This is a genomic window from Rhodococcus sp. NPDC003322 (genome assembly GCF_053589555.1).
Map to the genome: position 1 here is coordinate 1,010,081 of NZ_JBSFSC010000002.1, position 25,308 is coordinate 1,035,388.

General features: G+C 69.5%; 23 protein-coding genes. 15 read left to right on the forward strand and 8 right to left on the reverse strand.

What is annotated here, in order from left to right; all coding sequences use genetic code 11:
- Nucleotides 1–3: 3 nt before the first annotated feature.
- The 4 genes from ACWDUM_RS11025 to ACWDUM_RS11040 all read right to left on the reverse strand — a co-directional run bounded on the left by ACWDUM_RS11025 (nucleotide 4) and on the right by ACWDUM_RS11040 (nucleotide 4,295).
- Nucleotides 4–1,149 carry a Rieske 2Fe-2S domain-containing protein gene (locus ACWDUM_RS11025; RefSeq protein WP_450112623.1) on the reverse strand — a complete coding sequence of 382 codons (1,146 nt, stop codon included), beginning with the start codon at nucleotides 1,147–1,149 and terminating at the stop codon, nucleotides 4–6.
- A gap of 20 nt (nucleotides 1,150–1,169) precedes the next feature.
- Nucleotides 1,170–2,006: a mycofactocin-coupled SDR family oxidoreductase gene (locus ACWDUM_RS11030; protein ID WP_450133999.1), complete on the reverse strand. Its 837-nt coding sequence runs from the start codon at nucleotides 2,004–2,006 to the stop codon at nucleotides 1,170–1,172.
- Nucleotides 2,007–2,160: 154 nt separating this feature from the next.
- Nucleotides 2,161–2,601 (reverse strand): hypothetical protein, encoded by a 441-nt coding sequence (locus tag ACWDUM_RS11035; protein WP_450134000.1) that lies wholly within the window; start codon nucleotides 2,599–2,601, stop codon nucleotides 2,161–2,163.
- A 146-nt stretch (nucleotides 2,602–2,747) separates the two neighbouring features.
- Nucleotides 2,748–4,295 (reverse strand): Rieske 2Fe-2S domain-containing protein, encoded by a 1,548-nt coding sequence (locus ACWDUM_RS11040; protein WP_450134001.1) that lies wholly within the window; start codon nucleotides 4,293–4,295, stop codon nucleotides 2,748–2,750.
- Between the two features lie 153 nt (nucleotides 4,296–4,448).
- Between ACWDUM_RS11040 and ACWDUM_RS11045 the strand changes: the two genes are divergently transcribed.
- Nucleotides 4,449–5,207: a lysophospholipid acyltransferase family protein gene (locus ACWDUM_RS11045; RefSeq protein ID WP_450134002.1), complete on the forward strand. Its 759-nt coding sequence runs from the start codon at nucleotides 4,449–4,451 to the stop codon at nucleotides 5,205–5,207.
- Between the two features lie 70 nt (nucleotides 5,208–5,277).
- Nucleotides 5,278–5,892 carry a SanA/YdcF family protein gene (locus tag ACWDUM_RS11050; RefSeq protein WP_450134003.1) on the forward strand — a complete coding sequence of 205 codons (615 nt, stop codon included), beginning with the start codon at nucleotides 5,278–5,280 and terminating at the stop codon, nucleotides 5,890–5,892.
- Between the two features lie 178 nt (nucleotides 5,893–6,070).
- On the opposite strand, the gene ACWDUM_RS11055 is transcribed toward ACWDUM_RS11050, so the two are convergent.
- Entirely contained in the window at nucleotides 6,071–6,997 is a 927-nt protein-coding gene (locus ACWDUM_RS11055) for an Ig-like domain-containing protein (protein WP_450112628.1), read from the reverse strand.
- A gap of 480 nt (nucleotides 6,998–7,477) precedes the next feature.
- On the opposite strand from ACWDUM_RS11055, the gene ACWDUM_RS11060 reads away from it, so the two are divergent.
- A complete protein-coding gene (locus tag ACWDUM_RS11060) occupies nucleotides 7,478–8,320 on the forward strand; it encodes an HAD family hydrolase (protein WP_450112629.1) in 843 nt (280 codons plus the stop codon).
- Nucleotides 8,321–8,469: 149 nt separating this feature from the next.
- Complete coding sequence (locus ACWDUM_RS11065) at nucleotides 8,470–8,607, forward strand: hypothetical protein (protein ID WP_450134004.1); 138 nt, start codon at nucleotides 8,470–8,472, stop codon at nucleotides 8,605–8,607.
- A gap of 61 nt (nucleotides 8,608–8,668) precedes the next feature.
- Here ACWDUM_RS11065 and ACWDUM_RS11070 read toward each other — a convergent pair whose 3' ends face one another.
- Entirely contained in the window at nucleotides 8,669–10,789 is a 2,121-nt protein-coding gene (locus ACWDUM_RS11070) for an N-acetylmuramoyl-L-alanine amidase (protein ID WP_450134005.1), read from the reverse strand.
- A 244-nt stretch (nucleotides 10,790–11,033) separates the two neighbouring features.
- Here ACWDUM_RS11070 and ACWDUM_RS11075 point away from each other — a divergent pair, with 244 nt between their 5' ends.
- The 4 genes from ACWDUM_RS11075 (at nucleotide 11,034) to ACWDUM_RS11090 (ending at nucleotide 14,770) form a co-directional block, all read left to right on the forward strand.
- Nucleotides 11,034–12,560, forward strand: a complete 1,527-nt coding sequence (locus ACWDUM_RS11075) for a SpoIID/LytB domain-containing protein (protein WP_450134006.1) — start codon at nucleotides 11,034–11,036, stop codon at nucleotides 12,558–12,560.
- Nucleotides 12,561–12,724: 164 nt separating this feature from the next.
- Nucleotides 12,725–12,907 (forward strand): hypothetical protein, encoded by a 183-nt coding sequence (locus tag ACWDUM_RS11080; protein ID WP_450134007.1) that lies wholly within the window; start codon nucleotides 12,725–12,727, stop codon nucleotides 12,905–12,907.
- 49 nt (nucleotides 12,908–12,956) lie between these two features.
- Entirely contained in the window at nucleotides 12,957–14,192 is a 1,236-nt protein-coding gene (locus tag ACWDUM_RS11085) for a cytochrome P450 (RefSeq protein WP_450134008.1), read from the forward strand.
- On the forward strand, nucleotides 14,189–14,770 hold the full coding sequence (locus tag ACWDUM_RS11090; RefSeq protein WP_450134009.1) for a TetR/AcrR family transcriptional regulator: 582 nt from the start codon (nucleotides 14,189–14,191) through the stop codon (nucleotides 14,768–14,770). The genes ACWDUM_RS11085 and ACWDUM_RS11090 overlap by 4 nt, the downstream gene beginning before the upstream one ends.
- Here ACWDUM_RS11090 and ACWDUM_RS11095 read toward each other — a convergent pair.
- Both ACWDUM_RS11095 and ACWDUM_RS11100 read right to left on the reverse strand, forming a co-directional pair.
- On the reverse strand, nucleotides 14,746–15,492 hold the full coding sequence (locus ACWDUM_RS11095) for a VIT1/CCC1 transporter family protein (protein ID WP_450112638.1): 747 nt from the start codon (nucleotides 15,490–15,492) through the stop codon (nucleotides 14,746–14,748). The genes ACWDUM_RS11090 and ACWDUM_RS11095 overlap by 25 nt on opposite strands.
- Before the next feature lie 52 nt (nucleotides 15,493–15,544).
- Nucleotides 15,545–16,351: an arylamine N-acetyltransferase family protein gene (locus ACWDUM_RS11100; protein WP_450134010.1), complete on the reverse strand. Its 807-nt coding sequence runs from the start codon at nucleotides 16,349–16,351 to the stop codon at nucleotides 15,545–15,547.
- 86 nt (nucleotides 16,352–16,437) lie between these two features.
- On the opposite strand from ACWDUM_RS11100, the gene ACWDUM_RS11105 reads away from it, so the two are divergent.
- The 7 genes from ACWDUM_RS11105 to ACWDUM_RS11135 all read left to right on the forward strand — a co-directional run bounded on the left by ACWDUM_RS11105 (nucleotide 16,438) and on the right by ACWDUM_RS11135 (nucleotide 25,060).
- Complete coding sequence (locus ACWDUM_RS11105) at nucleotides 16,438–17,187, forward strand: TipAS antibiotic-recognition domain-containing protein (protein ID WP_450134011.1); 750 nt, start codon at nucleotides 16,438–16,440, stop codon at nucleotides 17,185–17,187.
- 164 nt (nucleotides 17,188–17,351) lie between these two features.
- Nucleotides 17,352–18,575, forward strand: a complete 1,224-nt coding sequence (glf, locus tag ACWDUM_RS11110) for a UDP-galactopyranose mutase (protein ID WP_450112641.1) — start codon at nucleotides 17,352–17,354, stop codon at nucleotides 18,573–18,575.
- The gene (locus ACWDUM_RS11115; protein ID WP_450134012.1) at nucleotides 18,572–20,491 is read left to right on the forward strand and encodes a glycosyltransferase; all 1,920 of its coding nucleotides are present in this window, start codon (nucleotides 18,572–18,574) and stop codon (nucleotides 20,489–20,491) included. The genes glf and ACWDUM_RS11115 overlap by 4 nt, the downstream gene beginning before the upstream one ends.
- Entirely contained in the window at nucleotides 20,475–20,990 is a 516-nt protein-coding gene (locus ACWDUM_RS11120; RefSeq protein WP_450112643.1) for a phosphatase PAP2 family protein, read from the forward strand. The genes ACWDUM_RS11115 and ACWDUM_RS11120 overlap by 17 nt, the downstream gene beginning before the upstream one ends.
- Nucleotides 20,987–21,892: a decaprenyl-phosphate phosphoribosyltransferase gene (locus ACWDUM_RS11125; protein ID WP_450112644.1), complete on the forward strand. Its 906-nt coding sequence runs from the start codon at nucleotides 20,987–20,989 to the stop codon at nucleotides 21,890–21,892. Before ACWDUM_RS11120 ends, ACWDUM_RS11125 begins: the two co-directional genes overlap by 4 nt.
- Nucleotides 21,870–23,777 (forward strand): flagellar motor control protein ZomB, encoded by a 1,908-nt coding sequence (zomB, locus tag ACWDUM_RS11130; RefSeq protein ID WP_450134013.1) that lies wholly within the window; start codon nucleotides 21,870–21,872, stop codon nucleotides 23,775–23,777. Before ACWDUM_RS11125 ends, zomB begins: the two co-directional genes overlap by 23 nt.
- A gap of 287 nt (nucleotides 23,778–24,064) precedes the next feature.
- Nucleotides 24,065–25,060, forward strand: coding sequence for an alpha/beta hydrolase (locus ACWDUM_RS11135; protein ID WP_450112646.1), 996 nt, complete (start codon nucleotides 24,065–24,067; stop codon nucleotides 25,058–25,060).
- Nucleotides 25,061–25,308: the final 248 nt, after the last annotated feature.

Sequence of the window (25,308 nt, forward strand, 5' to 3'; positions counted from 1 at the left end):
GGCTCAGCCCTGCGCGGCCGAGCGAGCGGCGAGGTTCTCCTCGACCTCCTGCCGCCACGACTCGACCGGCCTGGTGGTGTCGAGTTCGAACTCGAAGCGGTCGGTCATGTCCGGCGTGATGTCGGCGACGTCGACGTAGAACTGCTCGTACCAGCGGCGCAGCTGGTAGACCGGGCCGTCCTGCTCACACAGCAGCGGGTTGTCGATCCGGGTCTTGTTGCGCCAGATCTCCACGTCCTGCTCGAAGCCCTTGTTGATGAACGTGCTCATGCCCTCGGCGAGCTTCTCCGCGGCATCGGGGGCGAGGTGCTCGGAGTACTTCACGATCACGCCGTAGGTGAGCACGAAGGTGTTCGCGTCGATCGGGTAGTGGCAGTTGAGCAGGATCGCCTCGGAGTCGAACCCCTCGTAGTGGTAGGTCAACTCGTCGATCATGAAGGCCGGACCGTAGTAGGCGGCGGACGACGAGTTGCCGAGCACGCGCGGCTCACCGGGCTTGGCCGGAGGTCGGATGTCGTCGCGGGCGACGCCGTTCATGTACTGCGCGGCGACATGGCCTTCGAACACGTTGCGGAAGAACGTCGGGAACGAGCCGTGCACGTAGAAGAAGTGCGCCATGTCGACGTTGTTGTCGATGAGCTCGCGGACGTTCGTGTGGACGATCGTCTGCTTGAAGCCCTTCCAGTCGGTCCAGTCGTCGGCCAGGGCACCCGGGATGCGCGGCGGCCGTACCTCTTCCGGTGGCGGGTTGCCCTCGGGGTCGTTGTAGACGAACAGCAGGCCGTCCTGGTCGAGGACGTGCCAGGCGCGGGTGCGGGCCAGCGGCGGCACCCGGCGGGCGTAGGGGATGCCGGTGCACTTGCCGTTGCCGCCCCAACGCCAGTCGTGGAACGGGCAGGCGACCGAGTCGCCCTTGACCTCACCCTGGCTGAGGTCGCCGCCCATGTGCCTGCAGTACGCGTCGAGGACCTTGATCGCGCCGGTGCTGTCGGCGAACACCACCAGCTTGGTGCCGAAGGCGTTGAGCGAGTGCGGCTTCCCGTCGTTGAAGTCCCGGGACAGGCCGACGCAGTGCCAGCCGCGGGCAAACCGCTGCGGCACCGCACCGCCCTCGATCTCGCGGATCTCGTCGTTCGTTGCAGTGGTCATCGGCTGATCTCCTCTCGTGGTCAGGCGGTGACGCGGGCGGCGTTGCCGGCGTCGACGGGCAGGACGGTGCCGCTGACATGCGCGGCCGCCTCGGCGGTGAAAAACAGCACCGCCCGGGTGATCTCGGCGGGATCGAGCCACGCGATCGGCTGGACGTGCAGGCCGCGCAGGATGTCCTCGACGTCGTCGGGGCCCGGGTTGTCGAGATCGGGCCGTAGGTGCCGGTACAGGGCGTCGTTGTGCAGCATCCCGGTGGCGATGTTGCCGGGGGCGATCGCGTTCACCGTTATCCCGTGCGCGGCCAGGTCGAGTGCGGCGCTCTTGGTCAATCCGATCACACCCCACTTGGATGCGCAGTAGGCGGCCTGGTTGGTGTTCCCGGTGCGGCCGAGCATCGAGGAGATCGTCACGATCCGGCCGTAGCCACGTTCGATCATGCCCGGGGAGACGGCGGCGAGGGTGTTGAACACGCCGGTCAGGTTGGTGCCGACCACCTCGTCCCACATCGGGGTGCTGGTGGACTGCACCGGGGCCGCCGCCGACACCCCCGCGTTCGCGACGGCGATGTCGATCCCGCCGAACTCGGCCGTCGCCCGGGCGACCACCTCGTCCAGGGCGGACCGGTCCGCGACGTCGGCCCGGGTTGCCAGGCAACGGCCTCCGGCGGCCTCGACGAGGCGCACCGTCTCGGCCAGGTCCTCCTTCGTCGCCATCGGATGACCGATCACCTCGCGGTCCTCGCACCGGTCGACCAGCACCACGTCCGCGCCGCGCTCCGCGAATGCGAGCGCGTGGGAGCGGCCCTGACCTCGGGCGCCGCCGGTGATCAGTGCGACCCTGCCGGTGAAATCGTCCATTTGTCGCGTGACCCTCTCGTCGTCGTTGCGACCAAGTGAGCCAAAAGACTTGTGTGACCGTGCGTACTCGTCCCGTTGGGTGAGACCGTGGTCACACATTGCTCCGGGCGCTCGATCGCCCGGGTGGACGCGTGCGGCGGGTCGTCGGTGGGTTTCAGCTCCCGGGAAGCTCGACGCCTCGCCGCTGCGCCAGTTCGCGGAGCTTCTCGGCGTCGTTGATGCCGACCGCGACGTAGGCGCGCAACCCCTCGGGATCGCGACGCAGCAGGTACTCGTAGTCGCTGTCGGTGAGCTCGGCCCCCTCGTCGTCGAGGAAATGCCAGCGCACCCGGATTCGGACCATCGCGTCGGTCAACGGCGCGTACTCGAGCAGCGTGTGCGTGACCCCGCCCAGTCCGAGGGCCCGGTACACCGGATGGCCCTGGGACAGCCCGAGCATCATCTCCTCGCGGGTGGTCAGCGCGCCCACGAACGCGTCGGTGACCAGCGTTCCGGGCAGGCCCCACAGTTGCGTGGTCGCGACCGCGTCGAAGGTGGCCAGTGCCCGGCCGTAGCTGGTGAGGAATTCCTCGACGGACTCCCGACTCGGTGCCATCACCCCACCCTAGGGGTGGTCAGTCGTGCTCGCCGCGTACCGACTGCGCGATCTACGAGGTCACCGCCCCCGCGTGAGGTTCCGCAATGTCACATTGGGGATCGTCAAGTGAGCCAATGTCACATTACGGAACCTTCGGGGGTGGGTCAGAGCTTGGTCGAGCGGAGCTCGTGGCCCTTCGAGGTCTTGCAGCGGCCGGTCTCGAGGTCCCACTGCCAGCCGTGCAGGTTGCAGGTCAGGTTGGTGCCGTCGACGACGCCGAACTTGGACAGGTCCGCCTTCAGGTGCGGGCAGCGGCGCTGGATCTCGTAGCCGCCCACCTCGATCGACGCCGAGTCGTCGTGCGCCTCGGCGAACCAGCCGTCCGCGTACGCGATCCGCTCGTCGGTCAGGCACTTGAAGAACGTGTAGAGGAACTCGTTGTAGCCGCCGACCCGCCACGCCTGGAAGCGGGTGGACAGGAAGATGGTGTTCACCCAGTCCGGCTCGTCGTCACGCAGGACGGTGCGCACCAGCTCGGGTGCGATGCGGAAGCCGTAGCGGTACTTGCCGTCGTCCTCCTTCGGCTCGCGCACCACCCGGTTGGGGAAGTCCAGCACGACCGTCTCGTCGCCCATCTCCAGGCCGACGGGGTAGCCGATGCCGTCGCAGATCAGCGTCGACTGCGCCATGATCGGCTCGAACTTCGCCTGCAGCGGTCCGAGCAGCGGCTCGCCCTCGGCGGGTGCCCATGCGGCCTTCTCCGCGGCGATGACCGGGGCCATCCGCTGCGCCATGTCCTCGATGTACGCGGCCTTGTCGGAGAAGATCTTGTCGACCTCGGCGTCCGGAATCGGGTGCGTGAGCGCCGCCTGCGAGCCGTGGATGTCGACGACCGACCCGGGGATCATCAGCAGTCCGCCGTCGTTGCCGTGGATGCGCATCTGCTCCAGGAAGACGATCTGGTCGGGGAAGATGTTGCCCGGATCGTCGTGGTCGTCGTTCAGATCGCGCAGCGCCTCGTCCAGGAACACCGGCGGGCCGGCGGACGGCACCACCCAGGTCGCCCCGACCTGGTCGATGTAGCTGCGGCAGCGGTCCATGCCACGCTGACGCTTCTGCTTGCCGAAGTTGCGCTTGGTGCCGGCCGGGATGTCGTAGACCATCGGGTACCAGATCGCCCCCGAGTACTGCAGCAGGTGGATGTCGACCTTGCCGAACTGCTCGCCGAGCACGTCCATGTCCACCGGGCGGGCGTCGTTCATGTTGAAGCAGGTGGTCTCGCCGTCGGAGACGACCAGACCGGAGTCGCCGATCGGGCCGTCCGCGGGCGCCCTCAGCGCGATGATCATGACGTCCAGGTCACCCTTGGGGCCGCTCACCGTGTGCTTGACCGAGTCCTGGGTCTCGAAGAACTTGGTGAAGCCCAGCTTCTCCAGCTCGCGGCGCAGGTCCGGGACCGGGTAGTCCGGCAGCAGCACCGTCGCGTCCTTGTTGACGTGGTCGACGAGGGTCTGCGGGTCGAAATGGTCCTTGTGCAGGTGCGAGACGTACAGGTAGTCGACGTCACCGAGGGCATCCCAGTCCAGGCCGGTGTTGTCGGGGAACGGGAACCACGACGCGAAGTAGGCCGGGTGGACCCACGGGTCGCAGAGGATGGACCCCGCTTCGGTCTGGATGTGGAATCCGGCGTGTCCGACGCTCGTGACCTGCACTTCGACTGCCTCCTACGGTGGTGCGACGCCTACCAGGGTAGGTGGTGCGGCAAACCGAACCCTGCACACGCGGGTCCGCCGCCCGGATTGGGGCGCACGTCACCCCTCCCACTCCGGAGGACCTGTGGGCGGGCACACACTAGGCTGGCGGCCGTGGAACCCTTCTACAGATCGATCATCGGTGTCGCCCGCACGCTGTTCTTCGCGGAGGGGCTGAAGTTCACCATCAGTGGTGCCGAGCACATTCCCGCGTCGGGTGGCGCGGTGATCGCGATCAACCACACCGGCTACATGGACTTCACCTATGCGGGTATTCCGGTGCGCGAGGTGAAGCGATACGTGCGCTTCATGGCGAAGAAGGAGGTCTTCGACAACAAGATCTCCGGGCCGATGATGCGCACGATGCGGCACATCCCGGTGGATCGGTCGGCGGGTGCCGATTCGTACCGGGCCGCGGTCGACGCGCTGCGCGCCGGCGAACTGATCGGGGTGTTCCCAGAGGCCACGATCAGCCGCAGCTTCGAGATCAAGGACTTCAAGTCCGGTGCCGCCCGGATGGCGATCGAGGCCGGCGTTCCGATCATCCCGTTGGTGATCTGGGGGTCGCAGCGGGTGTGGACGAAGGGGCATCCGAAGCGACTCGGCCGCACCAACACGCCGATCTCGATGGCCGTCGGTGAGCCGATCGCCCCGTTCGAGCCTGCCGACGAGTTGACGGCGAAGGTGCACGCGACGATGGAGTCGATGCTGCACGCGTTGCAGGAGAACTACGAGCACCCCGCCGGGGAGTACTGGGTTCCTGCCCGTCTGGGGGGCGGTGCGCCGACCCTCGAGGAGGCCAACCGGATGGACGCCGAGGAGGCCGCGGCGAAGGCCGCCCGGCGGGCCTCGTCGGGCGGTGACGGGGCCTGAGGTGCGGGGCGATCGGCCGCGGCGGCCGCTCCGCCGACGGCTGGCCCTCGCGTGCGCGGGTGTCGTAGCGGTGGGTGCGGTGGCGGCCGTCGGCTCGATGGCGGTGATCGCGTCCGCGGCGTCGGGACGCGTCCACGACCTCGCCGACGCCCCGGAGGCGCCGGTGGTGATCGTCCTCGGCGCGAAGGTGCAGGACGGCAGGCCAATGTCGTTCCTCGCCGGCCGACTCGACGTCGCGGCCGCGTTGCTGCGCGACGGGAAGGCGCGGGCGGTGCTGGTGTCCGGGGACGCGAACGGCACCTCCGGGAACGAGATCGCCTCGATGACAGGGTATCTCGTGGAACGCGGGGTCGACCCCGCGCTGATCGTCGGCGACGATCACGGCCTCGACACGTACGACACCTGCGCACGGGCCGCCCAGACCTTCGGGGTGCGACGGGCGTTGATCGTCAGCCAGGACCCGCACGTGACCCGGGCGGTCGCGTTGTGCCGCCACGCGGGTATCGACGCCGACGGGGTCCGCGGCGACTGCGACTGCCGCACGATCACCGTCGCCCGCAACACCGCACGCGAGTGGCTGGCCCGGCCGAAGGCCGTCGCCGACATGCTCTCGGATCGGCCGCCGAAGGTCACGACGCCACCGACGGACGCCCTAGATCGGGCGCTTGCGGTGTCGGCCGGATAGCTCTCTCCCGCAAGGGAAACCGGTGCGGGTTCGCGGGTCCGGCCTGCCTGGCCGGTGGCCCGGCCCGCGTCTGCCCCCTGTGAGCCGGTTGAGATTCTCGTCCGACCTCGATCCACGCAGCAGCCGACCGAAAAGGCCGGTCCGTCACGCGGACCGGCCTGTTCCATCGGAGACGAGGTCAGGAGCCGAAGATCTCTGTCACGGAGCCGAAGTCGACCGATCCGGTGCCCGTTCCGGGGTCGGTGCCCGGATCCGGGTCAGGGCCGGGATCGACGGTGCCCGCTCCGACGGTGATCGTCGCGAGGCCCTGGCCGCCCTTGTTGACCGGGACGTCGTTTGCAGGCCGGGTGCCGTCCTTGGGGGTGCAGAAGGTCGGGGCGTTCTGGGTGCTGCCGAGCGCGTTGGCGCGGGCCAGGAAGGTGTCGTAGTTCTTGTCGCTGTTGTAGTTCGCCGAGTCCCCGGAGACCCGGACCGTCGGGGCGATGACGCCCTCGGCGAGCGCCGTGACGGTCACCTCGACTGCGGGGAGCTGGAACTTGGTGGAACCGTCGGCGGTCGGATTGCCGTCGAGATCGGTCTTGGTCTTCTCGACCGCGATGCCACCGGGCGTGTTCGTGCTGGACTTCGGTCCGTTGGCGACCGTCTCGTTGTCCCCGGAGAGCCGGAGGATGGTGCCCGCTGCGTCCGGCTCACCTGCGTCGTTGACCCGGATCACGGTGGGGGCGACACCGGAGATGCCCTTCCCGGTTCCGGGAACGACTGTTGCGGAGACGAATTCGGCATTCGACGGGAGGTCCCAGTCGATCTTCAGCCGCTGGATGTCGATGGTGGTGGCGATCGACTCCTTGTCCGGCAGTGAGCTCACGGTCGGCTGCAGCGTGTAGCTGAAGGTCTCGCCGACCTTCGCCGAATCCGGTGCGGTGATGCCCATGCCCAGCGGTTGCGACATGTGCTGGGTGAGGATCGCGCGGGCCTGGCAGGCGCCGGCGAATTCGACGGTGTTGGTCGCCGCGGAGGCGGGGGAGGCGCAGAGCAGTGCGCTGGCGGCGACGGCTGCGGCAACACCGGCGGGGACGGCGGCGCGGCGCAGGGGGGTGAACTGCATTGGACTCCTCAAGGTCGGGTCGTTGCTTGCCCAAGGAAACGTGTTTGCGATGTGGACCATAAACGAGAACGTGTTCTGTGGTCATGGAATCGGACCAAATCGGATAAACCGCAGGAAGACAGCTAAAAGTCAGCAAAAGTTAGTCTAAGCAATCACACGTGTTGCAGGTTTGGATTTGGCCTGGTGCGGCACGGACTCGGCCCGGATTCTCCGTCCGTGGACTGCATTGTTGCGCCGTCTCCGCCTCGGCATGGGCGGCCGGTTCCCGCGGGCGCCGCGCTCACGCAGAGCGGCCCCGAGGCGGCGTTCCGCGCGGCCGACGTCGGTGTGTCCGATGTCGCCTCCCCGGGTCGCGGCTCGACCGGCGAGCCCTCGTACCGTGAAAACGGCTAAGCCGCAACCACAGTGACGTCACCGACCGCCGGGTGGAGTCGGCCGTCCCCGGCGCGTCTGCGGCACGCGGGTGCCCCGTGCGGCAAGATGGGTGCAGTGCAGGATCACCGCCACACCAAGCCCGAACTGATCGCCAGCGACGTCGACGGCACCCTGATCGACGACGACGAGCGGATCAGCGACCGCACCCGCGCCGCCGTGCACGCCGCCGTCGCCGACGGGGTGCCGTTCGTGCTGGCCACCGGCCGCCCGCCCCGCTGGATCGGCCCGGTCGTCGACGGCCTCGGCTACGCCCCGCTCGCGGTCTGCGCCAACGGGGCGGTCATCTACGACAGCGACACCGACCGGGTGCTGAGCGCGCAGACCCTCTCCACCGACACCCTGACCTGGGTCGCCGAGCTGGCCGAGGCGGCGTTGCCCGGCGCGGGGGTCGCGGCCGAGCGCGTCGGGGCGAGTGCCCACGACGCGGCCACCCCGCAGTTCGTCAGTTCGCCCGGGTACGAGCACGCCTGGCTGAACCCGGACAACACCGAGATGTCCGCGGAGGACGTGCTGGCGCACCCGGCGGTCAAGTTGCTGATCAGGTTGCCGGGCATCGCCAGCGCCCACATGATCTCCCGGCTCGCACCGCTCGTCGGCGACCGCGTCGACCTGACCTACTCGACGAACAACGGGTTGATCGAGGTCGCCGCACCGGGTGTGACGAAGGCATCCGGGCTGGCGGTGCTCGCCGAGCACCTGGGCATCACGGATTCGGCGATCCTCGCCTTCGGCGACATGCCGAACGACGTGCCGATGCTGAGCATGGCCCGGCACGGCGTCGCCGTCGCGAACGCCCACGACGACGCGATCGCCGCCGCCGACGAGGTGACCGCGTCGAACTCCAACCACGGCGTCGCCCGAGTGCTCGAGCGCTGGTGGGTGGGCTGACCGGGGACGGCTTCCGGTCGTCGGTTGATCGGGTGTGGGCCCGGCGTCGGCGGATTCGAGTGGTCGACTACTCGGGCTGTATTCCCCGGGCGCGAAACCGACTCGGGCACACTGCCGTTCGCACTGCCCTGCTCGCGACCCATCCCGAGGTGGCCGAGCGGGCCCGAGTCGAGATCCGCGGCCTGTGGCCGCCCGACCCGGACCCGGTGTTCGGCGACATCCACGAGCTCAGGCACCTGCGTCGGGTGATCGACGAGACGCTGCGGCTCGGGCTGCACCGGCGGTGAAACGGATGAAGGTGCCCCTCGTGCGGTCGAGGGGCACCTTCATTCCGGTACTGGGCCGGCGTCAGCCTGCCGGTGCGGGCGCCGGGACCAGCGCTTCGGCCGGGGCGGGTGCCGGGACCGGTGCCTCCGCGACCGGCGCGGCGACATCGGCGGGCGCATTCTCCGTCAGAGCCTGCGCGTACGCCTCGTTGTACGCCTTGAGCACTGTCGTCACGACCCCGGTGACCTCGTTGAAGATCAGCGAGCCCTGCTCGAAGTCGGCGCGCTTGCCGTCCGGGACCGAGTACTCGTCGCTGATCGGCAGGCCGAGCGATCCGGCGTCCAGCCCGCTCTGCTGCCAGGTCTCGTAGATCTTGCCGAGCACGGTCCACACGCCACCGTTCGGTGACGTCGAGATCACGCCGTTCGCGAACTTGACCAGCAGGTTCCCCGCCTTCGCGGGCAATTCGCCGGTCAGGGCCGCACCGAGCCTGCCGGTGTCGCCGCCCTCGGCGATCCACTTCTGCGCGATCGGGGACTGGTCGGTGAGCTTGAGGATCTCGGTGACCAGCGCCCCCACCGAGCCGGTGTCGAGCAGCCCGCCGCCGGTGCCGGTCTCGTTCGTGGTGGCGGGAACGGGTGCCGTGGCCGCCGCGTCGGTCGCCGGCTTGGCCGGTGCCGCCGCGAGGATGCCGGAGCCGGCGGAGCCGCCGTCGGGGTTGGCCTTCGCGATGGCGCGGATCTGGTCCATCTTCGAGTAGGCCGCGTCGCCAGGGCAGCTGGTGTTGCCGACGTCGCGGTGCGCGAAGATCACCGGCAGGTCGATCGCCTGACCCTGCGGGACCGGCGTGAACTCGGTGCCCTCGGACCACATCGTGGTGTGACCCTGCGGGTCGAGGCCGGCCTTCGCCAGCCGCCAGCCGAGGAACCGGCCGACGGAGTCGATCGTGGCCTGCGGCGGGGCGGTGGTCGAGAAGTCGCCCATCATCGCGATGCCGAAGGTGTTCTCGTTGAACCCGCCGGCGTGCGCGCCCTGCACGTTGCGGTCCAGGCCGCCGGCCCGGCCCTCGAAGATCTGTCCGTACCTGTCGACCAGCACGTTGTAGCCGACGTCGCACCAGCCGAGCGTCTGCGCGTGGTACGCGTAGATCGACCGGACGATCTCCGCGGACTCGGCGCGGGTGTAGTCGTTGCTGCCCGCGGTGTGGTGCACGGTCGCGCCGCCGAGCATGTCGTCGTACGTCGGTTCCTCGCAGCGCAGCGACTCGTCGGCGCCCCACTGGGCGCGGGTGATCACGCTCGGCCCGTTACCGCCGAGGGGGGTCGCGATGTCGGACAGCGAGGCGTCGACGTTCCCGGAGCCGGGCGCGATCAGCACCGCGGTGACGCCCTCGGCCAGCTGCTGGGCCGGGTCCTGGCCACGCAGGGGTGTGCTGACGGCGGCGGGCGCGAACGCGACCGGATCCTTCGTCGGGTCCGTGGGGGTCAGCACGTTGGGCAGCGTCTGGTCGGCGGAGCCGGTCGGCAGCGCGGCGACGGCCTGGGCGGCCTTCGTCACCAGCACCTGCACGGCGGTGGTGTTGCCGACGTACACGGGCTCGGTGCCGGTCTTGCCCCCCGGCGCCTGGTCGGTCTTGCCGGTGTCGAGCTGCTCGGTCGCGAACCACGGTCCCCACGAGCCGTCGGCCAGCTTCGCGCGCACCTTCGCCGCCGTCGTTCCCAGCTCGGACGTCAACGCGATCATGCTGAACGGGGTGTCGCGGACGATCTCCTTGACCGCGGTCCCGAGATCCTGCTCGGGGACGGCCGCCGGCGGTGCCGGGGTGACCGGCTCGGCGACGTCCGCGGGCGCCGACGGCAGCAGCTCGGTCGGAATCTTGATGGTCTCCGGGAGGGTGATCCCCTCGGGCAGGGGCAGGCCCTGCGGGATGGCGATCTCGGTCGGCAGCGGCAGCTTCTTCAGATCCGACAGGCGCAGATCGGGCAGGTCGAGCCCGGTCAGTTCCTTGAGCGGGATGACGACGTCGGGGATCTGGGCGAGGCCGATCTCGGCGATCTGGGTTGGGATCGCGACCGGAGAGGAGTCGGCGGTCGAACGGATCCCGGAAGTGCTGGTCACGCCCCAAACCGCGAACGGGGCTGCGATGGCCACGGCGGCGACCGTCCCCAGGACGATCGACGACTTCGGTCGACGGTGCGGCAAAACGGCTCCCTCGGTTGCTACTGGCGTGTGCGGTCTGCGCCGGCCGTCAAGACGTTACGTCCGACTGTCTGATGTTGCTGGTGTTACCAATGTGACAGATGTTGCCAATGCCGAGCACTCTTGCAACACTAGCCACAGATTACCTAAGCCTCAACTTTAGATTGAGACTTTGCTCGAGCCCGGCCGACGACCACTTCACGGTTCCGCGACCGGGTGATGACGCCGCCGACGAGGAGAGCAGAAGATGGCGAAGCTCCGTCGCACAGTGACCCTGCGAGGACGAAACCGAGGGGGAAGCACGTCCCCGTTGCGGCGGGCACTCGCCCTCGGGGCCGTACCGGCGCTCGTCGCGGCCGGCGCGATCGGCGTCGTCACGGTCGGCTCCGGCGACCCCGAGGTGACCCCGGCGGTCGCGGCCGACACCCCGTTCACCCTGTCCGGCCACGGCCACGGCCACGGGCGCGGGATGGGGCAGTGGGGCGCCTACGGCTACGCCAGGAACGAGGGCTGGTCCGCCGAACGTATCGTCGGCCACTACTACGGCGGCACCGAACTCGGCGACGTCACGGACACGCGGATCGGTGTCCGGCTGGTCGGTCTCGACGGCCGGGTGCTCAGCGCGTTCTCCGACGCAGGCGCGCGGGTGGCCGGACAGAACGTGGAGCCCGGCCAGGCGGTGCACCTGACCGCGACCCCGGGCGGCGGCGCGGCGGTCGTCGTCACCCAAGGCTGCGACGGCGCCGTGGTGTGGCAGGCGGCCACCGACCACCCGTGGGTAGATCCGATCGACCTCGGCACCGACCGTCCCCCGAACGAGCATCTGAAACTGTGTGGCGGAGAAGCCTTCCGCGGATCGCTCGGCGTCGCGCTCGACGGTGCCGAGGGGCGGGTCCTCAACCACGTGGACCTCGAGGACTATCTGCTCGGCGTCGTGCCCGTCGAGTCGAAGGCCGAGTGGGCCGACACCGGCGGCAAGGAGGCACTGCGCGCGCAGGCGATTGCCGCCCGGTCCTACGCCGCCGCCGAACACAGGTACCCCTACGCGGAGACCTGCGACACCCAGGACTGCCAGGTGTACGGCGGGTCGAGCAAGGAGGACCCCCGCACCACCGAGGCCGTCCGGACCACCGCGGGCAAGGTCGTCACGAAGAACGGGCAGCCGGTGTCGGCCGAATTCTCCTCCTCCACAGGTGGATACACCGCCGGCGGTGAGTTCGCCTCGGTCGAGGACATCGGCGACGCCCTCTCGCCCACCCACGACTGGACGCAGACCCTGACCGCCGGTGAGATCGGCAAGGCGTTCGGTGTCGGCGACCTGCACTCGATCGCAGTGGTCGGCCGCAACAACCTCGGCGCCGACGGCGGCCGGGTCACCGAACTGGAGGTCGTCGGGTCGGGTGGCACCGCGCGGGTGTCCGGCAAGGACGCGCGGACCAGGCTCGGCATCAAGTCCGACTGGTTCACCGTCACGGAGGGGCTGGTCCCCGGTGCCGGACCGAGCCCCGCCCCCGGCCCGGAGTTGCAGGCCGAGCCCGCGCCGCAGGAGGCGCCGGTCACCCCGACCGAGATCGAGAAGAAGTACGCCGAAATCGGTGGTGAGGCAGGACCTCTGGGCAAGCCGATCGGCCCGGAGATGTCCATGCCGGATGAGAGCGGACGCTTCCGGATGTTCGAGGGCGGCGCCATCGTGTGGACCGAGACCCTCGGCGCGCAGGTCATCGACGCCAGCGTCGTGCTCTCCGAACTGCCAGGCACCGGTAGCGCCGGCTGACACGCGCCCGACCCGTGATCGCGGACCCGGCTCGCCCACCACGGGCGGGCCGGGTCCGTCTCGTCGGTGCTCGGGTGTCGTGCGGCCCTGCTACGTTGTCGCCATGAGCACGCACCAACGCTAGCCCCGATGTGGGGCCGGCGACTGGACGAGAGGAACTCTCGATGCGTGCTGCCTTCTGCGACGGTCTCTTCCGCGTGTTCGGACACCGGATCTGCTGCGGGCGGATCCCGGAGTGGACCACCCGCGTGGGTCAGACCCCGTGGGACACCTTCGACGTCAAGCCGTGGAATCTCTACAACATCGTCTGGCGCGTCCAGCACTGGATCCGCAGTGGGATGAGTTAGCGCAGGCGCGGGTCTTGACACATGTCGAGATATGTCTCACTCTCGACACATGACGACGACTATGTCCGGCAAGGCGGCGTACGTACCGCCCTCGGGGGAGACCTGGCGCGACCCGTTCGGCATGTACGCGGCGCTGCGCGACCACGACCCGGTGCACCACGTGGTGCCCGCGTCGGCGCCGCACGACGACTACTGGGTGCTCACCCGGCACGCCGACGTGTTCGCCGCGGCCCGCGACCACGAGACCTTCTCGTCGGCGGACGGCCTGACCACCAGCTACGGCGAGCTCGACAAGATCGGCCTGGGGGACAATCCGCCGCTGGTGATGCAGGATCCGCCGCAGCACACCGACTTCCGCAAACTCGTCGCCCGCGGCTTCACGCCGCGGCAGGTCGAGGCGGTCGAGCCGGCGGTGCGCGAGTTCGTCGTCGAGCGCCTCGAGGGATTGCGTGCGGCCGGTGAGGGCGACATCGTCACCGAACTGTTCAAGCCGCTGCCAAGCATGGTGGTCGCGCACTATCTCGGTGTGCCGGAGGCGGACCGGGGCCGCTTCGACGGCTGGACCGAGGCGATCGTCGCGGCCAACGCCACCGGCGATCCGCTCGAAGCGGCCAACGCGGTCGGCGAGCTGATGGCGTACTTCGGGGAGTTGATCGCCCGCAGACACGCGGACGCAGCCGCAGGGGACCTCGGCGACGACACCATCTCGCACCTGGTGTCCGCCGGGATGGGCGCCGACGGCGACATGTCCGGGCTGCTGTCGATCCTGGGATTCGCGTTCACCATGGTCACCGGCGGCAACGACACCACCACCGGCATGCTCGGCGGCTCGTCGGCGCTGCTCACCCTGCACCGCGACCAGCGGGCGCTGCTGCTCGAGGACCCGTCCCGAATCCCGGACGCCGTCGATGAACTGCTGCGGCTGACCTCACCGGTACAGGGGCTCGCCCGCACCACCACCCGCGACGTCGACCTGCACGGCGTCACCATCCCGGCCGGACGAAAGACCTTGCTGGTCTATGGTTCCGCGAACCGCGACCAGCGAATGTACGGGGACGACGCGGAGGAACTGAACGTGCTGCGTGCGCCCCGGCAGATCATGACCTTCAGCCACGGCGGGCACCACTGCCTCGGCGCCGCGGCCGCCCGGATGCAGGCCCGCGTCGCGCTCGAGGAACTCCTCGCCCGGTGCCCCGACTTCGAGGTCGACGTCGACGGAATCGTCTACGCCCCGGGCAATTACGTCCGTCGCCCGATGCACGTGCCGTTCCGGGTGCGCTCGTGACCTGGTTGCGGGACGAGAGGTCCGAGGCCGCCGCCGAGAAGATCCTCGACGCGGCCGCGGACCTGTTCGTGCAGCGCGGGGTCGCGACCACCGGGATGGGGGAGATCGCCAAGGCGGCGGGCTGCTCCCGGGCCACGCTGTACCGCTACTTCGACGGCCGGCAGGCCCTGCACCGGGCATTCGTGCACCGGGAGGCCCGGCGGGTCGGTGAGCGGGTCGTCGCCGACGTCGCGTCGATCGCCGACCCCGCGCAGCGAATCACCGAGGCGATCCTCGCCGCGGTCCGGAGGGTTCGCGAAACACCTACGCTCGCAGTGTGGTTCGCGGTCGGGGATGCCGGTATCGCCTCGGAGCTGGCGAGCACCTCCGAGGTGATCGAGGTGCTCGGGGTGACGTTCCTCGCCGACGCCGCACGCGGCGGTGTCGGCGAGCTGCCCCGGCAGGCGCGCTGGGTGGTGCGGGTGATCGTCTCGCTGCTCACCGTTCCCGGCCTCGACGCCGAGGACGAACGGGCGATGGTCGAACAGTTCGTGGTGCCGGCGCTCGTGCCAAATCAGGCGAACGTGCCGAACGCCTGACCGATGGCGTAGGTCACGATCATCGCGAGGGCGCCGCCGATCACCACCCGCAGCACCGCCCGTCCGCGCCGCGCTCCGCCGAGCCGGGCGCTGAGGCTTCCGGTCAGCGCCAGGGCGACCAGGACCGCCGCGAACGTGACCGGAATGCGCACGGTCGCCGGGGTCGCGAGGATGGCGATCAGCGGCAGCAGCGCACCGATCGTGAACGACACCGCCGACGAACCCGCCGCCTGCCACGGATTGGTCAGCTCGTCCGGGTCGATGCCCAGCTCGGCGTCCGCGTGCGCGGCGAACGCGTCGTGCGCGGTCAGCTCCTCGGCGACCGTCCGCGCGGTGGCGGGGGACAGGCCCTTCGCCTCGTACAGGACCGTCAGCTCCTGCAGTTCGGCGTCGGGAACCTCACGCAGCTCGGCGCGCTCCTTCGCGAGCAGCGCCCGTTCGGTGTCACGCTGGGTGCTCACCGACACGTACTCGCCGAGTGCCATCGACACCGCACCCGCGGCCAGGCCGGCCATGCCTGCCGTGAAGATCGCGCCGCGGTCCACGGTCGCGGCCGCGACGCCGACCACGAGACCCGCTGTCGAGACGATGCCGTCGTTCGCGCCGAGCACGCCCGCCCGCAGCCAGTTCAGCTTCGCGTTCAGGCCCTGGCCGTGTGGTTCGGACGGGTGGCTAGGATCGGAGGGGTCGCCGTCGTTCGGTGTGTGCACTGAGGCGCTCATGCCGGAAACGCTATCGGCCTCAACCGAATCCGGCCAGCAATGTAAGGCTGGCCTACGGCAGTCGGTCGAACGCGGCGTCCAGCCCCGACAGCCCGGACGTGTCGATCAGCAGGTCCCGCTCGAGGACCTCGCGGAACTCCCCGGCGTCGGCGATCACTCGCCGCTCCGTCGCGCCGTCCGCGTGATGGACCGTCAGCCGACGGCCCGCGAGCGCGAACCGGCGGTCGGGGGTGGCGCGGGCTGCCATCAGCCCGGTGACGAACCGGGACTGCGGCCACGTCGACAGGTACCAGTTGGTCGGCTCGTAGTCGATCGGGTGCTGGGGGTGCAGGTCGAACCGGTAGGTGGTGCGCCACTCGTCTTCGACGCGTGCCTGCATCGCCCAGTCGCCGTCCAGGTCGACCAGCCGGAACGGCTCCAGTGGCGTCGGCTGCACGGTGTCCTGCTCGAGCCGGAGCGTCCCGGTCAGGGTCATGCCGCCGAACCCGGTGTCGATCACCCGCCGCTCGTCACCCAGATCCACGAGCAGGAGCATGTGGGTGCGGCCGGTGATCGCGTCGATGTCCGACCCCCACAGCACCCGCGCGGCGAGCGCAGTGACCGTGAAACCGAGATCGAGCAGCGCCGCCCGCAGCAGCAGGCCGTGCTCGAAGCAGTAGCCGCCGCGGCCACCGTCGACGAGCTTGGCCTGCAGCGACGCCAGGTCCAACCGGTTCGGGGTGCCGAGGAACGGGTCGAGGTTCTCGAACGGGATCGTGCGGGTGTGGTGGGCCGCGATCGCGTCGAGCGCCGGGCGAGTGGGTGTCCGGTCGCCGTCGTAGCCGATCCGGGACAGGTACGCGTCGAGGTCGAAGGTCACGGCGGCCACGCTATGCGGCCCTGCGGCCGCGCGGGTGACGCAGCCGCCTTGACATTGACGCAGCGTCAACCTGCACGCTTGTCGACATGAACGAATGGTCGATCCAGGAGCTGGCCAAGGCGGCCGGCACCACCAGCCGCACCCTGCGGCATTACGGCGACCGCGGACTGCTGACGCCGAGCCGCATCGGCGCCAACGGGTACCGCTACTACGACCAGGACGCCCTCGTCCGGCTGCAACGGATCCTGCTGCTCCGCGAACTCGGGCTCGGGCTGGACGCGATCGGGGAGGTCCTCGCCGGGCAGCGGGACACCGCCGCCGCCCTGCGCACCCACCTGGAACTGCTCGAACGCGAACGCGAGCGGCTCGGCCGCCAGATCGACTCGGTGCGCACCACGCTGCGCAAGACACGGAACGGAGAACCACTGATGGCGAACGAGATGTTCGACGGCTTCGACCACACGCAGTACAAGGAGGAGGTCGAGCAGCGGTGGGGCCGGCAGGCCTACGCCGACAGCGACCGCTGGTGGACGTCGATGTCTCCAGGGGAGCGCGGCGACTGGAAGGCCCTCGCCGAACGGCTCGGCGCGGACTGGACGGCGGCCGCCGCGTCGGGCGTCGCCCCCGACGGCCCGCAGGCGCAGGACCTGGCCCGCAGGCACGTCGAATGGCTGGCCTCGGTGCCCGGCACGCCCGGGTACCGCGGCGCCCCGGTCCGCGAGTACGTCCTCGGCCTCGCGGACATGTATGTCGAGGACGAGCGGTTCGCCGCCAACTACGGCGGCCACGCCGGTGCCGAATTCGTCCGAAATGCCCTTCACGCATACATGCAGTAGGCGGATCGCTGTGCCGACGGCGCGTGACGCCCTGCGCCCGGTGCGTTTCTGGTGGTCCCGGCCACCGGAGGCGCGCACGGGCGGCGCCGCCGCCGCACACACGGGTGGCGCCGCCGCCGCACACACAGGCGGCGCCGCCGCCGGGTCCGATACCCTGGTTGCCCGTGACCTCCGTATCCCCAGGCTCCGCGACCCCCGGCCAATACGACCTGATCATCGTCGGGTCCGGATTCTTCGGACTCACCATCGCCGAACGGGCGGCGACACAGCTCGGCAAGCGTGTGCTCGTCCTCGACCGTCGGCACCACATCGGCGGCAACGCCTACTCGGAGGCCGAGCCGGAGACGGGCATCGAGGTCCACCAGTACGGGGCGCACCTGTTCCACACCTCGAACAAGCGGGTCTGGGACTACGTCAACCAGTTCACCGACTTCACCGGCTACCAGCACCGCGTCTTCGCGATGCACAAGGGGCAGGCATACCAGTTCCCGATGGGCCTGGGCCTGGTGTCGCAGTTCTTCGGGAAGTACTTCACCCCGGACGAGGCGCGCGCGCTGATCGCCGAACAGTCCGCCGAGATCGACACGAAGGACGCGAACAACCTCGAGGAGAAGGCGATCTCGCTGATCGGCCGCCCCCTGTACGAGGCGTTCGTCCGGGACTACACCGCCAAGCAGTGGCAGACCGATCCGAAGAACCTGCCCGCGGGCAACATCACGCGGCTGCCGGTGCGGTACACCTTCGACAACCGGTACTTCAACGACACCTACGAGGGCCTGCCCGTCGACGGCTACACCGCGTGGCTGGAGAACATGGCGAAGGACTCGAACATCGAGGTGCGCCTGAACACGGACTGGTTCGACGTCCGTGACGAGCTGCGCGCCGCGAGCCCCGACGCCCCGGTCGTCTACACCGGCCCGCTGGACCGGTACTTCGACTACGCGGACGGCGAGCTGGGCTGGCGCACCCTCGACTTCGAGACCGAGGTGTTGCCGACCGGCGACTTCCAGGGCACCCCGGTGATGAACTACAACGACGCGGACGTCCCGTACACCCGCATCCACGAGTTCCGGCACTTCCACCCGGAGCGCACCACCTACCCGGCCGACAAGACGGTCATCATGCGCGAGTTCTCCCGGTTCGCCGAGTCCACCGACGAGCCGTACTACCCGATCAACACCCCCGAGGACCGGTCCAAGCTCGAGGCGTACCGGCTGCGGGCGAAGGCGGAGACCGAGAACTCGAAGGTGCTGTTCGGCGGCCGCCTCGGCACCTACCAGTACCTGGACATGCACATGGCCATCGCGAGCGCGCTGAGCATGTTCGACAACACGCTGCGCCCGCACCTCGAGTCGGGCGCGCCGCTCGCGGGCGGGACCGGCGAATGAGCTCGAAGAACCTGGTCGAACAGGACACCCTGTTCGACGACCACGGCCTGCTCGGCAAGGCGCTGCTGCAGCGGGTGATCCTCCCGCGTGCCGGGGAGCCGCTCGACGTGCGCACCCTCTACCTGGAGGAGTCGCCGACCAATGCCGGGCGGGCGCACTCGCTCTCGCGCACCGCACTGGCACTGGGCGCCGAGTCCGAGGTGTCGATGTGCAGTTACTTCAACGCGTTCCCGGCCAGCTACTGGCGCCGGTGGAGCGTGCTGACGTCGGTGGTGCTGCGACTGGAACTGTCCGGGCACGGCCGCGTCGACGTCTACCGCTCCAAGGCCGATTCCTCGCGTATCCACGTGCAGGGCAAGGAGTTCCGCGGTGACGCGCAGTCGGCGACCGTGGAGTTCGAGGTGGAGCTCGCGCCGTTCGAGGACGGCGGCTGGATCTGGTTCGACATCACCACCGACACCGAGGTCGAGCTCGTCGCCGCCGGCTGGTACGCCCCGATCGAGGCGCCCGGCGCCGGCCGCGTCGCCGTCGGCATCCCGACCTTCAACCGGCCCACCGACTGCGTCAAGGCGCTCACCGCGCTCGGTTCGGACCCGCTGGTGCTCGGTGTGATCGACGCCGTCATCATCCCGGACCAGGGCACCCGCAAGGTCCGCGAGGAGCCCGGGTTCACCGAGGCCGCCGCCGTCCTGGGCGACCGCCTCGCGATCCACGACCAGGCCAACCTCGGCGGTTCCGGCGGCTACAGCCGCGTCATGTACGAGGCGCTGAAGACCACCGACTGCGAACACATCCTGTTCATGGACGACGACATCGAGATCGAGCCCGACTCGATCCTGCGGGCGCTGGCGATGTCCCGGTTCGCGAAGTCCCCGATGCTCGTCGGCGGGCAGATGCTCAACCTGCAGGAACGCAGTCACCTGCACACGATGGGCGAGGTCGTCGACCGCTCGATCTTCATGTGGTCCGCCGCCCCGAACGTCGAGTACGACCACGACTTCTCCAAGTACCCGCTCAGTGACCGGGAGAACTCGAAGCTGCTGCACCGGCGCATCGACGTCGACTTCAACGGCTGGTGGATGTGCATGATCCCGCGCGTCGTCGCGGAGGAGATCGGCCAGCCGCTGCCGCTGTTCATCAAGTGGGACGACGCCGAGTACGGCTTGCGGGCCCGCGCCGCCGGCTACCCGACGGTGACCATGCCCGGCGCCGCGATCTGGCACATGGCCTGGTCCGACAAGGACGACGCGATCGACTGGCAGGCGTACTTCCACCTGCGCAACCGGCTCGTGGTCGCCTCCCTGCACATGCCCGGCAACGGCCGCGGCCTGGTCGTGAACACGGTCAAGGCGACGCTCAAGCACCTGCTGTGCCTCGAGTACTCCACCATCGCGATCCAGAACCAGGCGATCCGCGACTTCCTCGGCGGTCCGGAGCACATCTTCGACCTGCTGCCCACCGCCCTCGGCGAGGTCCACGCGATGCGCCGGGAGTACCCGGACGCGGTGGTGCTGCCGTCGTCGACGGATCTGCCGCTGCCGTCCGGTGCCGGGGTCGGCGCCGTCGGTGAGCCCGGCAACCCGCTCGCCAAGCTGGTTCGGCTCGGGAAGGGGCTGGTGCACAATGCGACTCCCGCGAACGACGAGCACCACGAGCGCCCACAGCTGAACGTGCCGACACTCGACGCCCGCTGGTTCCTGCTCTCGCAGGTCGACGGCGTCACCGTCACCACCGCGGACGGGCGCGGCGTCGTCTACCGCAAGCGTGACCCCCGGCAGGCGTGGGGGCTGCTCAAGGAGGCCATGCGACTGCGTCGCGAACTGGCCCGCCGGTTCCCCGATCTCAAGCGCGAGTACGCCGCGGCGGTGCCGTCGCTGACCAGTAAGGAGAGGTGGGAGCGTGTCTTCGGCATCTGAGGTCAAGGTCCTCAACCAGGTGCAGTCCACGATCGGCGCGAACCCCGCCGTGATCAAGGCCGCGCGCGGGATGTCCCACTTCGGTGAGCACGCCCTCGGCTGGGTCGCGGTCGCCGGTGTCGGTGCCGCGCTCGACCGGCCCCGCCGTCGGCAGTGGGCGGGGGTCGCCGTCGGTGCGGTCGGTGCACACGCCGCGTCCATCGTGATCAAGCGGGTGGTCCGCCGGCCCCGGCCGAACGACCCGTCCGTGCAGGTCAACGTGTCGACGCCGAGCAAGCTGAGCTTCCCGTCTTCCCACGCCACCTCGACGACCGCCGCCGCCGTGCTGCTCGGTCGGCTGACCGGGCTACCCTTGCCCGCGGTGCTCGTGCCCCCGATGCTGTTGTCGCGGCTCGTGCTGGGCGTGCACTACCCGACCGACGTGCTTGCCGGGTCCGCCCTGGGAGCAGCCTCGGCCGCAGCGCTGCTGCGCGCCGAGCGGAAGTTTGGAGAGAGATGAGCGAGCACCCGACCGAGGTCACTGCCGCCCCGAAGTCGCTGGCCGCGGGAATCGTCAAGGCGGTCCGCCCGCGCCAGTGGGTGAAGAACGTTCTGGTCCTCGCCGCACCACTGGCCGCGGGCTCGGTCACCGAGGCCGACGTCCTGCTGCCGGTCGCGCTGGCGTTCGTGGTGTTCTGCATGGCCGCATCGGGCATCTACCTCGTCAACGACGCGATGGACGTCGAGGCCGACCGCCAGCACCCCACCAAGCGGTTCCGGCCCATCGCGGCCGGGGTGCTGCCCGTCAACATGGCCTACGGCATGGCGGTCGTCCTGCTGGCCGGCTCGATCCTGCTGTCGTTCGTCGCCAACTGGCAGCTGGCGCTGGTCATGGCGGTCTACATCGTCATCCAGCTGGCCTACTGCTTCGGGCTCAAGCACCAGGCCGTGCTCGACATCTGCATCGTGTCCTCGGGCTTCCTGATCCGCGCGATCGCAGGTGGCGTGGCCGCCGAGATCCCGCTGTCGCAGTGGTTCCTGCTGATCATGGCGTTCGGCTCGCTGTTCATGGCCGCGGGCAAGCGGTACGCCGAACTGCAGCTCGCCGAACGCACCGGCGCGAAGATCCGCAAGTCCCTCGAGTACTACACCGCCACCTACCTGCGGTTCGTCTGGACGCTCGCCGCGACCGCGGTGGTGATCTGCTACGGGCTGTGGGCCTTCGAGCGCGACCAGGCCACCGGGTCGAACTGGTTCGCCATCTCGATGATCCCGTTCACCGTCGCGATCCTGCGGTACGCCGTCGACATCGACGGCGGCGAGGCCGGTGAGCCGGAGGAGATCGCGCTGCACGACCGGGTACTGCAGTTCCTCGCGCTCGCGTGGATCGGAGTGGTGGGTGTCGCTGTCTACATCGCCTGACATCGGCCGCGCCGAGGAGCACGCGCCACCCGCCCACGACGAGTCGGAGACCGTCTCGGCGCCGGTGGCGCGGCTCGTCTATCTCGGCGGGGTCGTGATCACCGGTGCCCTGTTCTTCTGGGGTGCGTGGCAGCGCCGCTGGATCGCCGACGACGGGCTGATCGTGCTGCGCACCGTGCGCAACCTCCTTGCGGGCAACGGGCCGGTGTTCAACGCGGGTGAACGGGTCGAGGCGAACACCAGCACCCTGTGGACGTATCTGATCTACGCGTTCGGCTGGCTCACCCACATCCGGCTCGAATACGTCGTGCTGACGCTGGCGCTGGTGCTCTCGGTCGCGGCGGTGGTGCTGGCGATGGTCGGGACCGCCGCGCTGTGGCGGGGGCGGGGCCCGGCGAGCACCGCCGGGACGCTGCTGCTGCCCGCCGGGGCGCTCGCCTACATCGCGGTGCCTCCGGCCCGCGACTTCGCGACCTCCGGTCTGGAGAGCTGCCTGGTCATCTGCTGGATCGCGGTGCTGTGGCTGCTGATGGTGCAGTGGTCCCAGCGCGACCCGTCCCCCGGCCGGGTGCTGGTGCTCGCGTTCATCGCCGGGCTCGGGCCGCTGGTCCGACCCGAGATGGTCGTCCTGGCCGCCCTGGTGCTGCTGATGCTGTTCCTGACGCCCGGCACCTGGCGGATGCGCGCGTCGATCGTCGTGGTCGCCGGCGCGGTCCCGGTCGGGTACCAGATCTGGCGGATGGGCTACTACGGCCTGCCCTATCCGAACACCGCGGTGTCCAAGGACGCGGGCGGCGCCAAGTGGGCGCAGGGCCTGACCTACCTGTGGAACCTCGTCGGGCCGTACTGGCTGTGGTTGCCGCTGGCGATCGTCGGCGGCTACCTCGGGTGGCTCGCGTACCGGCGTTTCGGGCTCGGTCTGCCCGGCGACCGGGTCGGCGCGACCGGTCTCGCCCGCCTGCACACACCGTCGGCGGTGGTGCTGCTCTTCGTCGGGACGGGCCTGCTGCTCGGCATCTACTCGGTGCGGGTCGGTGGCGACTTCATGCACGGCCGGGTGCTGCTGCCGGTGCTGTTCTGTCTCATCCTGCCGATCGCCGTGCTGCCGGTGCGGGTGCCGCGGCGCGACCAGTGGGGCCGCACCCCGGCCACCGCACTGTTCGCGGCGGGTTCGCTGGCCTGGCTCGCGACGGTGGTGTGGGCGATCGTCGCCTCGACCGCGCAGGGCATGCCGAACGGCACGGTCGTCGGAAAGTCGGGCATCGTCGACGAACGCAACTTCTATGTCCTCAACACCGGGCACGCTCACCCGATCCGGGCCGAGGACTACCTCGACTACCCGCGGATGCGGGCGATGGTCGAGACGATCAACAACACCCCCGACGGCGGACTGCTGCTGCCTGCCGCCTACTACACCTACTGGGATCTCGTCCCGCCGCCGGCGCCGATCCCCGAGGGAGGGGCCGGTCACACGGTGTTCTTCCTCAATCTCGGCATGACGAGCATGAACGTCGGGCTGGACGTGAAGGTCATCGACCAGATGGGTCTGGCGTACCCGCTGGCCGCGCACACCGAGCGCCTCGGGGACGGCCGGATCGGGCACGACAAGGCCCTCTATCCGGACTGGGTGGTCGCCGACACCGGCATGGTGGACGTCCACCCGTGGCTGCCCTGGTACCTCGACGAGAACTGGGTGGCACAGGCCCAGGTGGCGCTCACCTGTCCGGACACCCAGGAGTTGCTGGCGTCGTCGCGGGGCGAGCTGAACCGGCCGCTTTTCATCCGAAACTTCAAACGGGCGTTCCACTACGCCGGGTACCGCATCGACCGGGTTCCCGCCTACGAGATCCAGCGGTGCGGGCTGACCATGCCGCCGGAGCGGTAGGACAGCTCACATGGTGGCTACATCACGTTTGTGTAACGCTGGGCGACGGTCAGCGATGTTACTGACGTGTTCGCCTCGGTACCGAGCCTCGGATCAGACAGAAGATCGGGGGCCGAGGCACCGGTTGTCAGGCCACACGCGTTCGCATACAGTCCAGCGAGCGCAGTGTGACCTTGATCAGTTCCACTGTCGGTTCCGCGTGCGCGGGACCGACAGAGCCGTGGCCTAAGTGCCAGACTTCCGGGCCGCTTCGGCGGGCACCGCAGGAGAGAAAGAGAGCAATATTCATGCGTATTGGCAGGTCGAGGTTCCAGAACCTCAAGCGACGCCTCCTCGGCCTTTCGGCCGCAGCGCTCGTGCTGCCCGTCACCGCTGGTATTGCGGGGACCGCCGTCGCCGGCGCCGCACCGATCACGCATCGCGCGCCGTCGGGTGGCTTCGAAGAGGTGATGGTTCCCTCCTCCATGGGCCCGATCAAGGTGCAGATTCAGTGGGCGGCCCGCGGTGGTGACGCCGCGCTGTACCTGCTCGACGGACTTCGGGCGCGTGACGACCGCAACGCGTGGACCTTCGAGACCAACGCTCTGCAGCAGTACGCCGGCGACAACGTCACCCTGGTGATGCCGGTCGGTGGCCAGTCCTCCTTCTACAGCGACTGGATCGCGCCGTCGAACTTCAACGGCCAGAAGAGCACCTACAAGTGGGAGACCTTCCTCACCGAGGAGCTCCCGGCCTACCTCGAGACCCGCGGCGTCTCGCGCTCCAACAACGGCGTGCTCGGCCTGTCGATGGGCGGCTCCGCGGCACTGACGCTGGCGGCCTACCACCGCGACCAGTTCAAGTTCGCCGGCTCGCTGTCCGGGTACCTGAACATCTCGGCGCCCGGCATGCGCGAGGCGATCCGCGTCGCGATGCTCGACGCCGGCCGCTTCAACGTCGACTCGATGTGGGGCCCGCCGTGGAGCAAGGCGTGGCTGCGCAACGACCCGTTCGTGTTCGCCCCGCAGCTCAAGGGCCTGTCGCTGTACATCTCGTCGGCCAGCGGTCTGCCCGGTGAGTACGACAACCCGCGCAAGCCGATCGACTACTACAACACCGCCAACGGCATGGGCCTCGAGGCCCTGGCCCTGGTCAACACCCGCGCCTTCCAGGCCCGGATGGCGACCCTCGGGATCCCGGCGACCTACAGCTTCCCGTCGAACGGCACCCACTCGTGGCCGTACTGGTCGGCGGAGCTCTTCAACGCCCGCACGCAGATCCTCGACACCTTGAACGCCTGGTGACCGGATCGCCCAGGCGATGACGACCCGGATGCCGCCCTGCGCGCCTTCTCGACGCTGCAGGGCGGCATCCGTCATTTGAAGGGCATGTAACAAACGGCACACGCCACCGCGCGTCACAGGCTTCACACCAGCCCAACGTGTACAAATGGGCACACGAGTGTTCAGGTGTCACATGGGCACGGGTGAGTCGGGGCAGGCCGACAGCCGCCGGGTTCCGCGGGACCGGGCCGACAGCAGAAAGAGAGTCA

Coding starts and splice junctions, on each gene's coding strand:
- ACWDUM_RS11025 (WP_450112623.1), bottom strand. CDS start 1,149: ATGACCACTGCAACGAACGACGAGATCCGCGAGATCGAGGGCGGTGCG.
- ACWDUM_RS11030 (WP_450133999.1), bottom strand. CDS start 2,006: ATGGACGATTTCACCGGCAGGGTCGCACTGATCACCGGCGGCGCCCGA.
- ACWDUM_RS11035 (WP_450134000.1), bottom strand. CDS start 2,601: ATGGCACCGAGTCGGGAGTCCGTCGAGGAATTCCTCACCAGCTACGGC.
- ACWDUM_RS11055 (WP_450112628.1), bottom strand. CDS start 6,997: ATGCAGTTCACCCCCCTGCGCCGCGCCGCCGTCCCCGCCGGTGTTGCC.
- ACWDUM_RS11060 (WP_450112629.1), top strand. CDS start 7,478: ATGGGTGCAGTGCAGGATCACCGCCACACCAAGCCCGAACTGATCGCC.
- ACWDUM_RS11075 (WP_450134006.1), top strand. CDS start 11,034: ATGGCGAAGCTCCGTCGCACAGTGACCCTGCGAGGACGAAACCGAGGG.
- ACWDUM_RS11080 (WP_450134007.1), top strand. CDS start 12,725: ATGCGTGCTGCCTTCTGCGACGGTCTCTTCCGCGTGTTCGGACACCGG.
- ACWDUM_RS11085 (WP_450134008.1), top strand. CDS start 12,957: ATGACGACGACTATGTCCGGCAAGGCGGCGTACGTACCGCCCTCGGGG.
- ACWDUM_RS11095 (WP_450112638.1), bottom strand. CDS start 15,492: ATGAGCGCCTCAGTGCACACACCGAACGACGGCGACCCCTCCGATCCT.
- ACWDUM_RS11105 (WP_450134011.1), top strand. CDS start 16,438: ATGAACGAATGGTCGATCCAGGAGCTGGCCAAGGCGGCCGGCACCACC.
- ACWDUM_RS11115 (WP_450134012.1), top strand. CDS start 18,572: ATGAGCTCGAAGAACCTGGTCGAACAGGACACCCTGTTCGACGACCAC.
- ACWDUM_RS11125 (WP_450112644.1), top strand. CDS start 20,987: ATGAGCGAGCACCCGACCGAGGTCACTGCCGCCCCGAAGTCGCTGGCC.
- ACWDUM_RS11135 (WP_450112646.1), top strand. CDS start 24,065: ATGCGTATTGGCAGGTCGAGGTTCCAGAACCTCAAGCGACGCCTCCTC.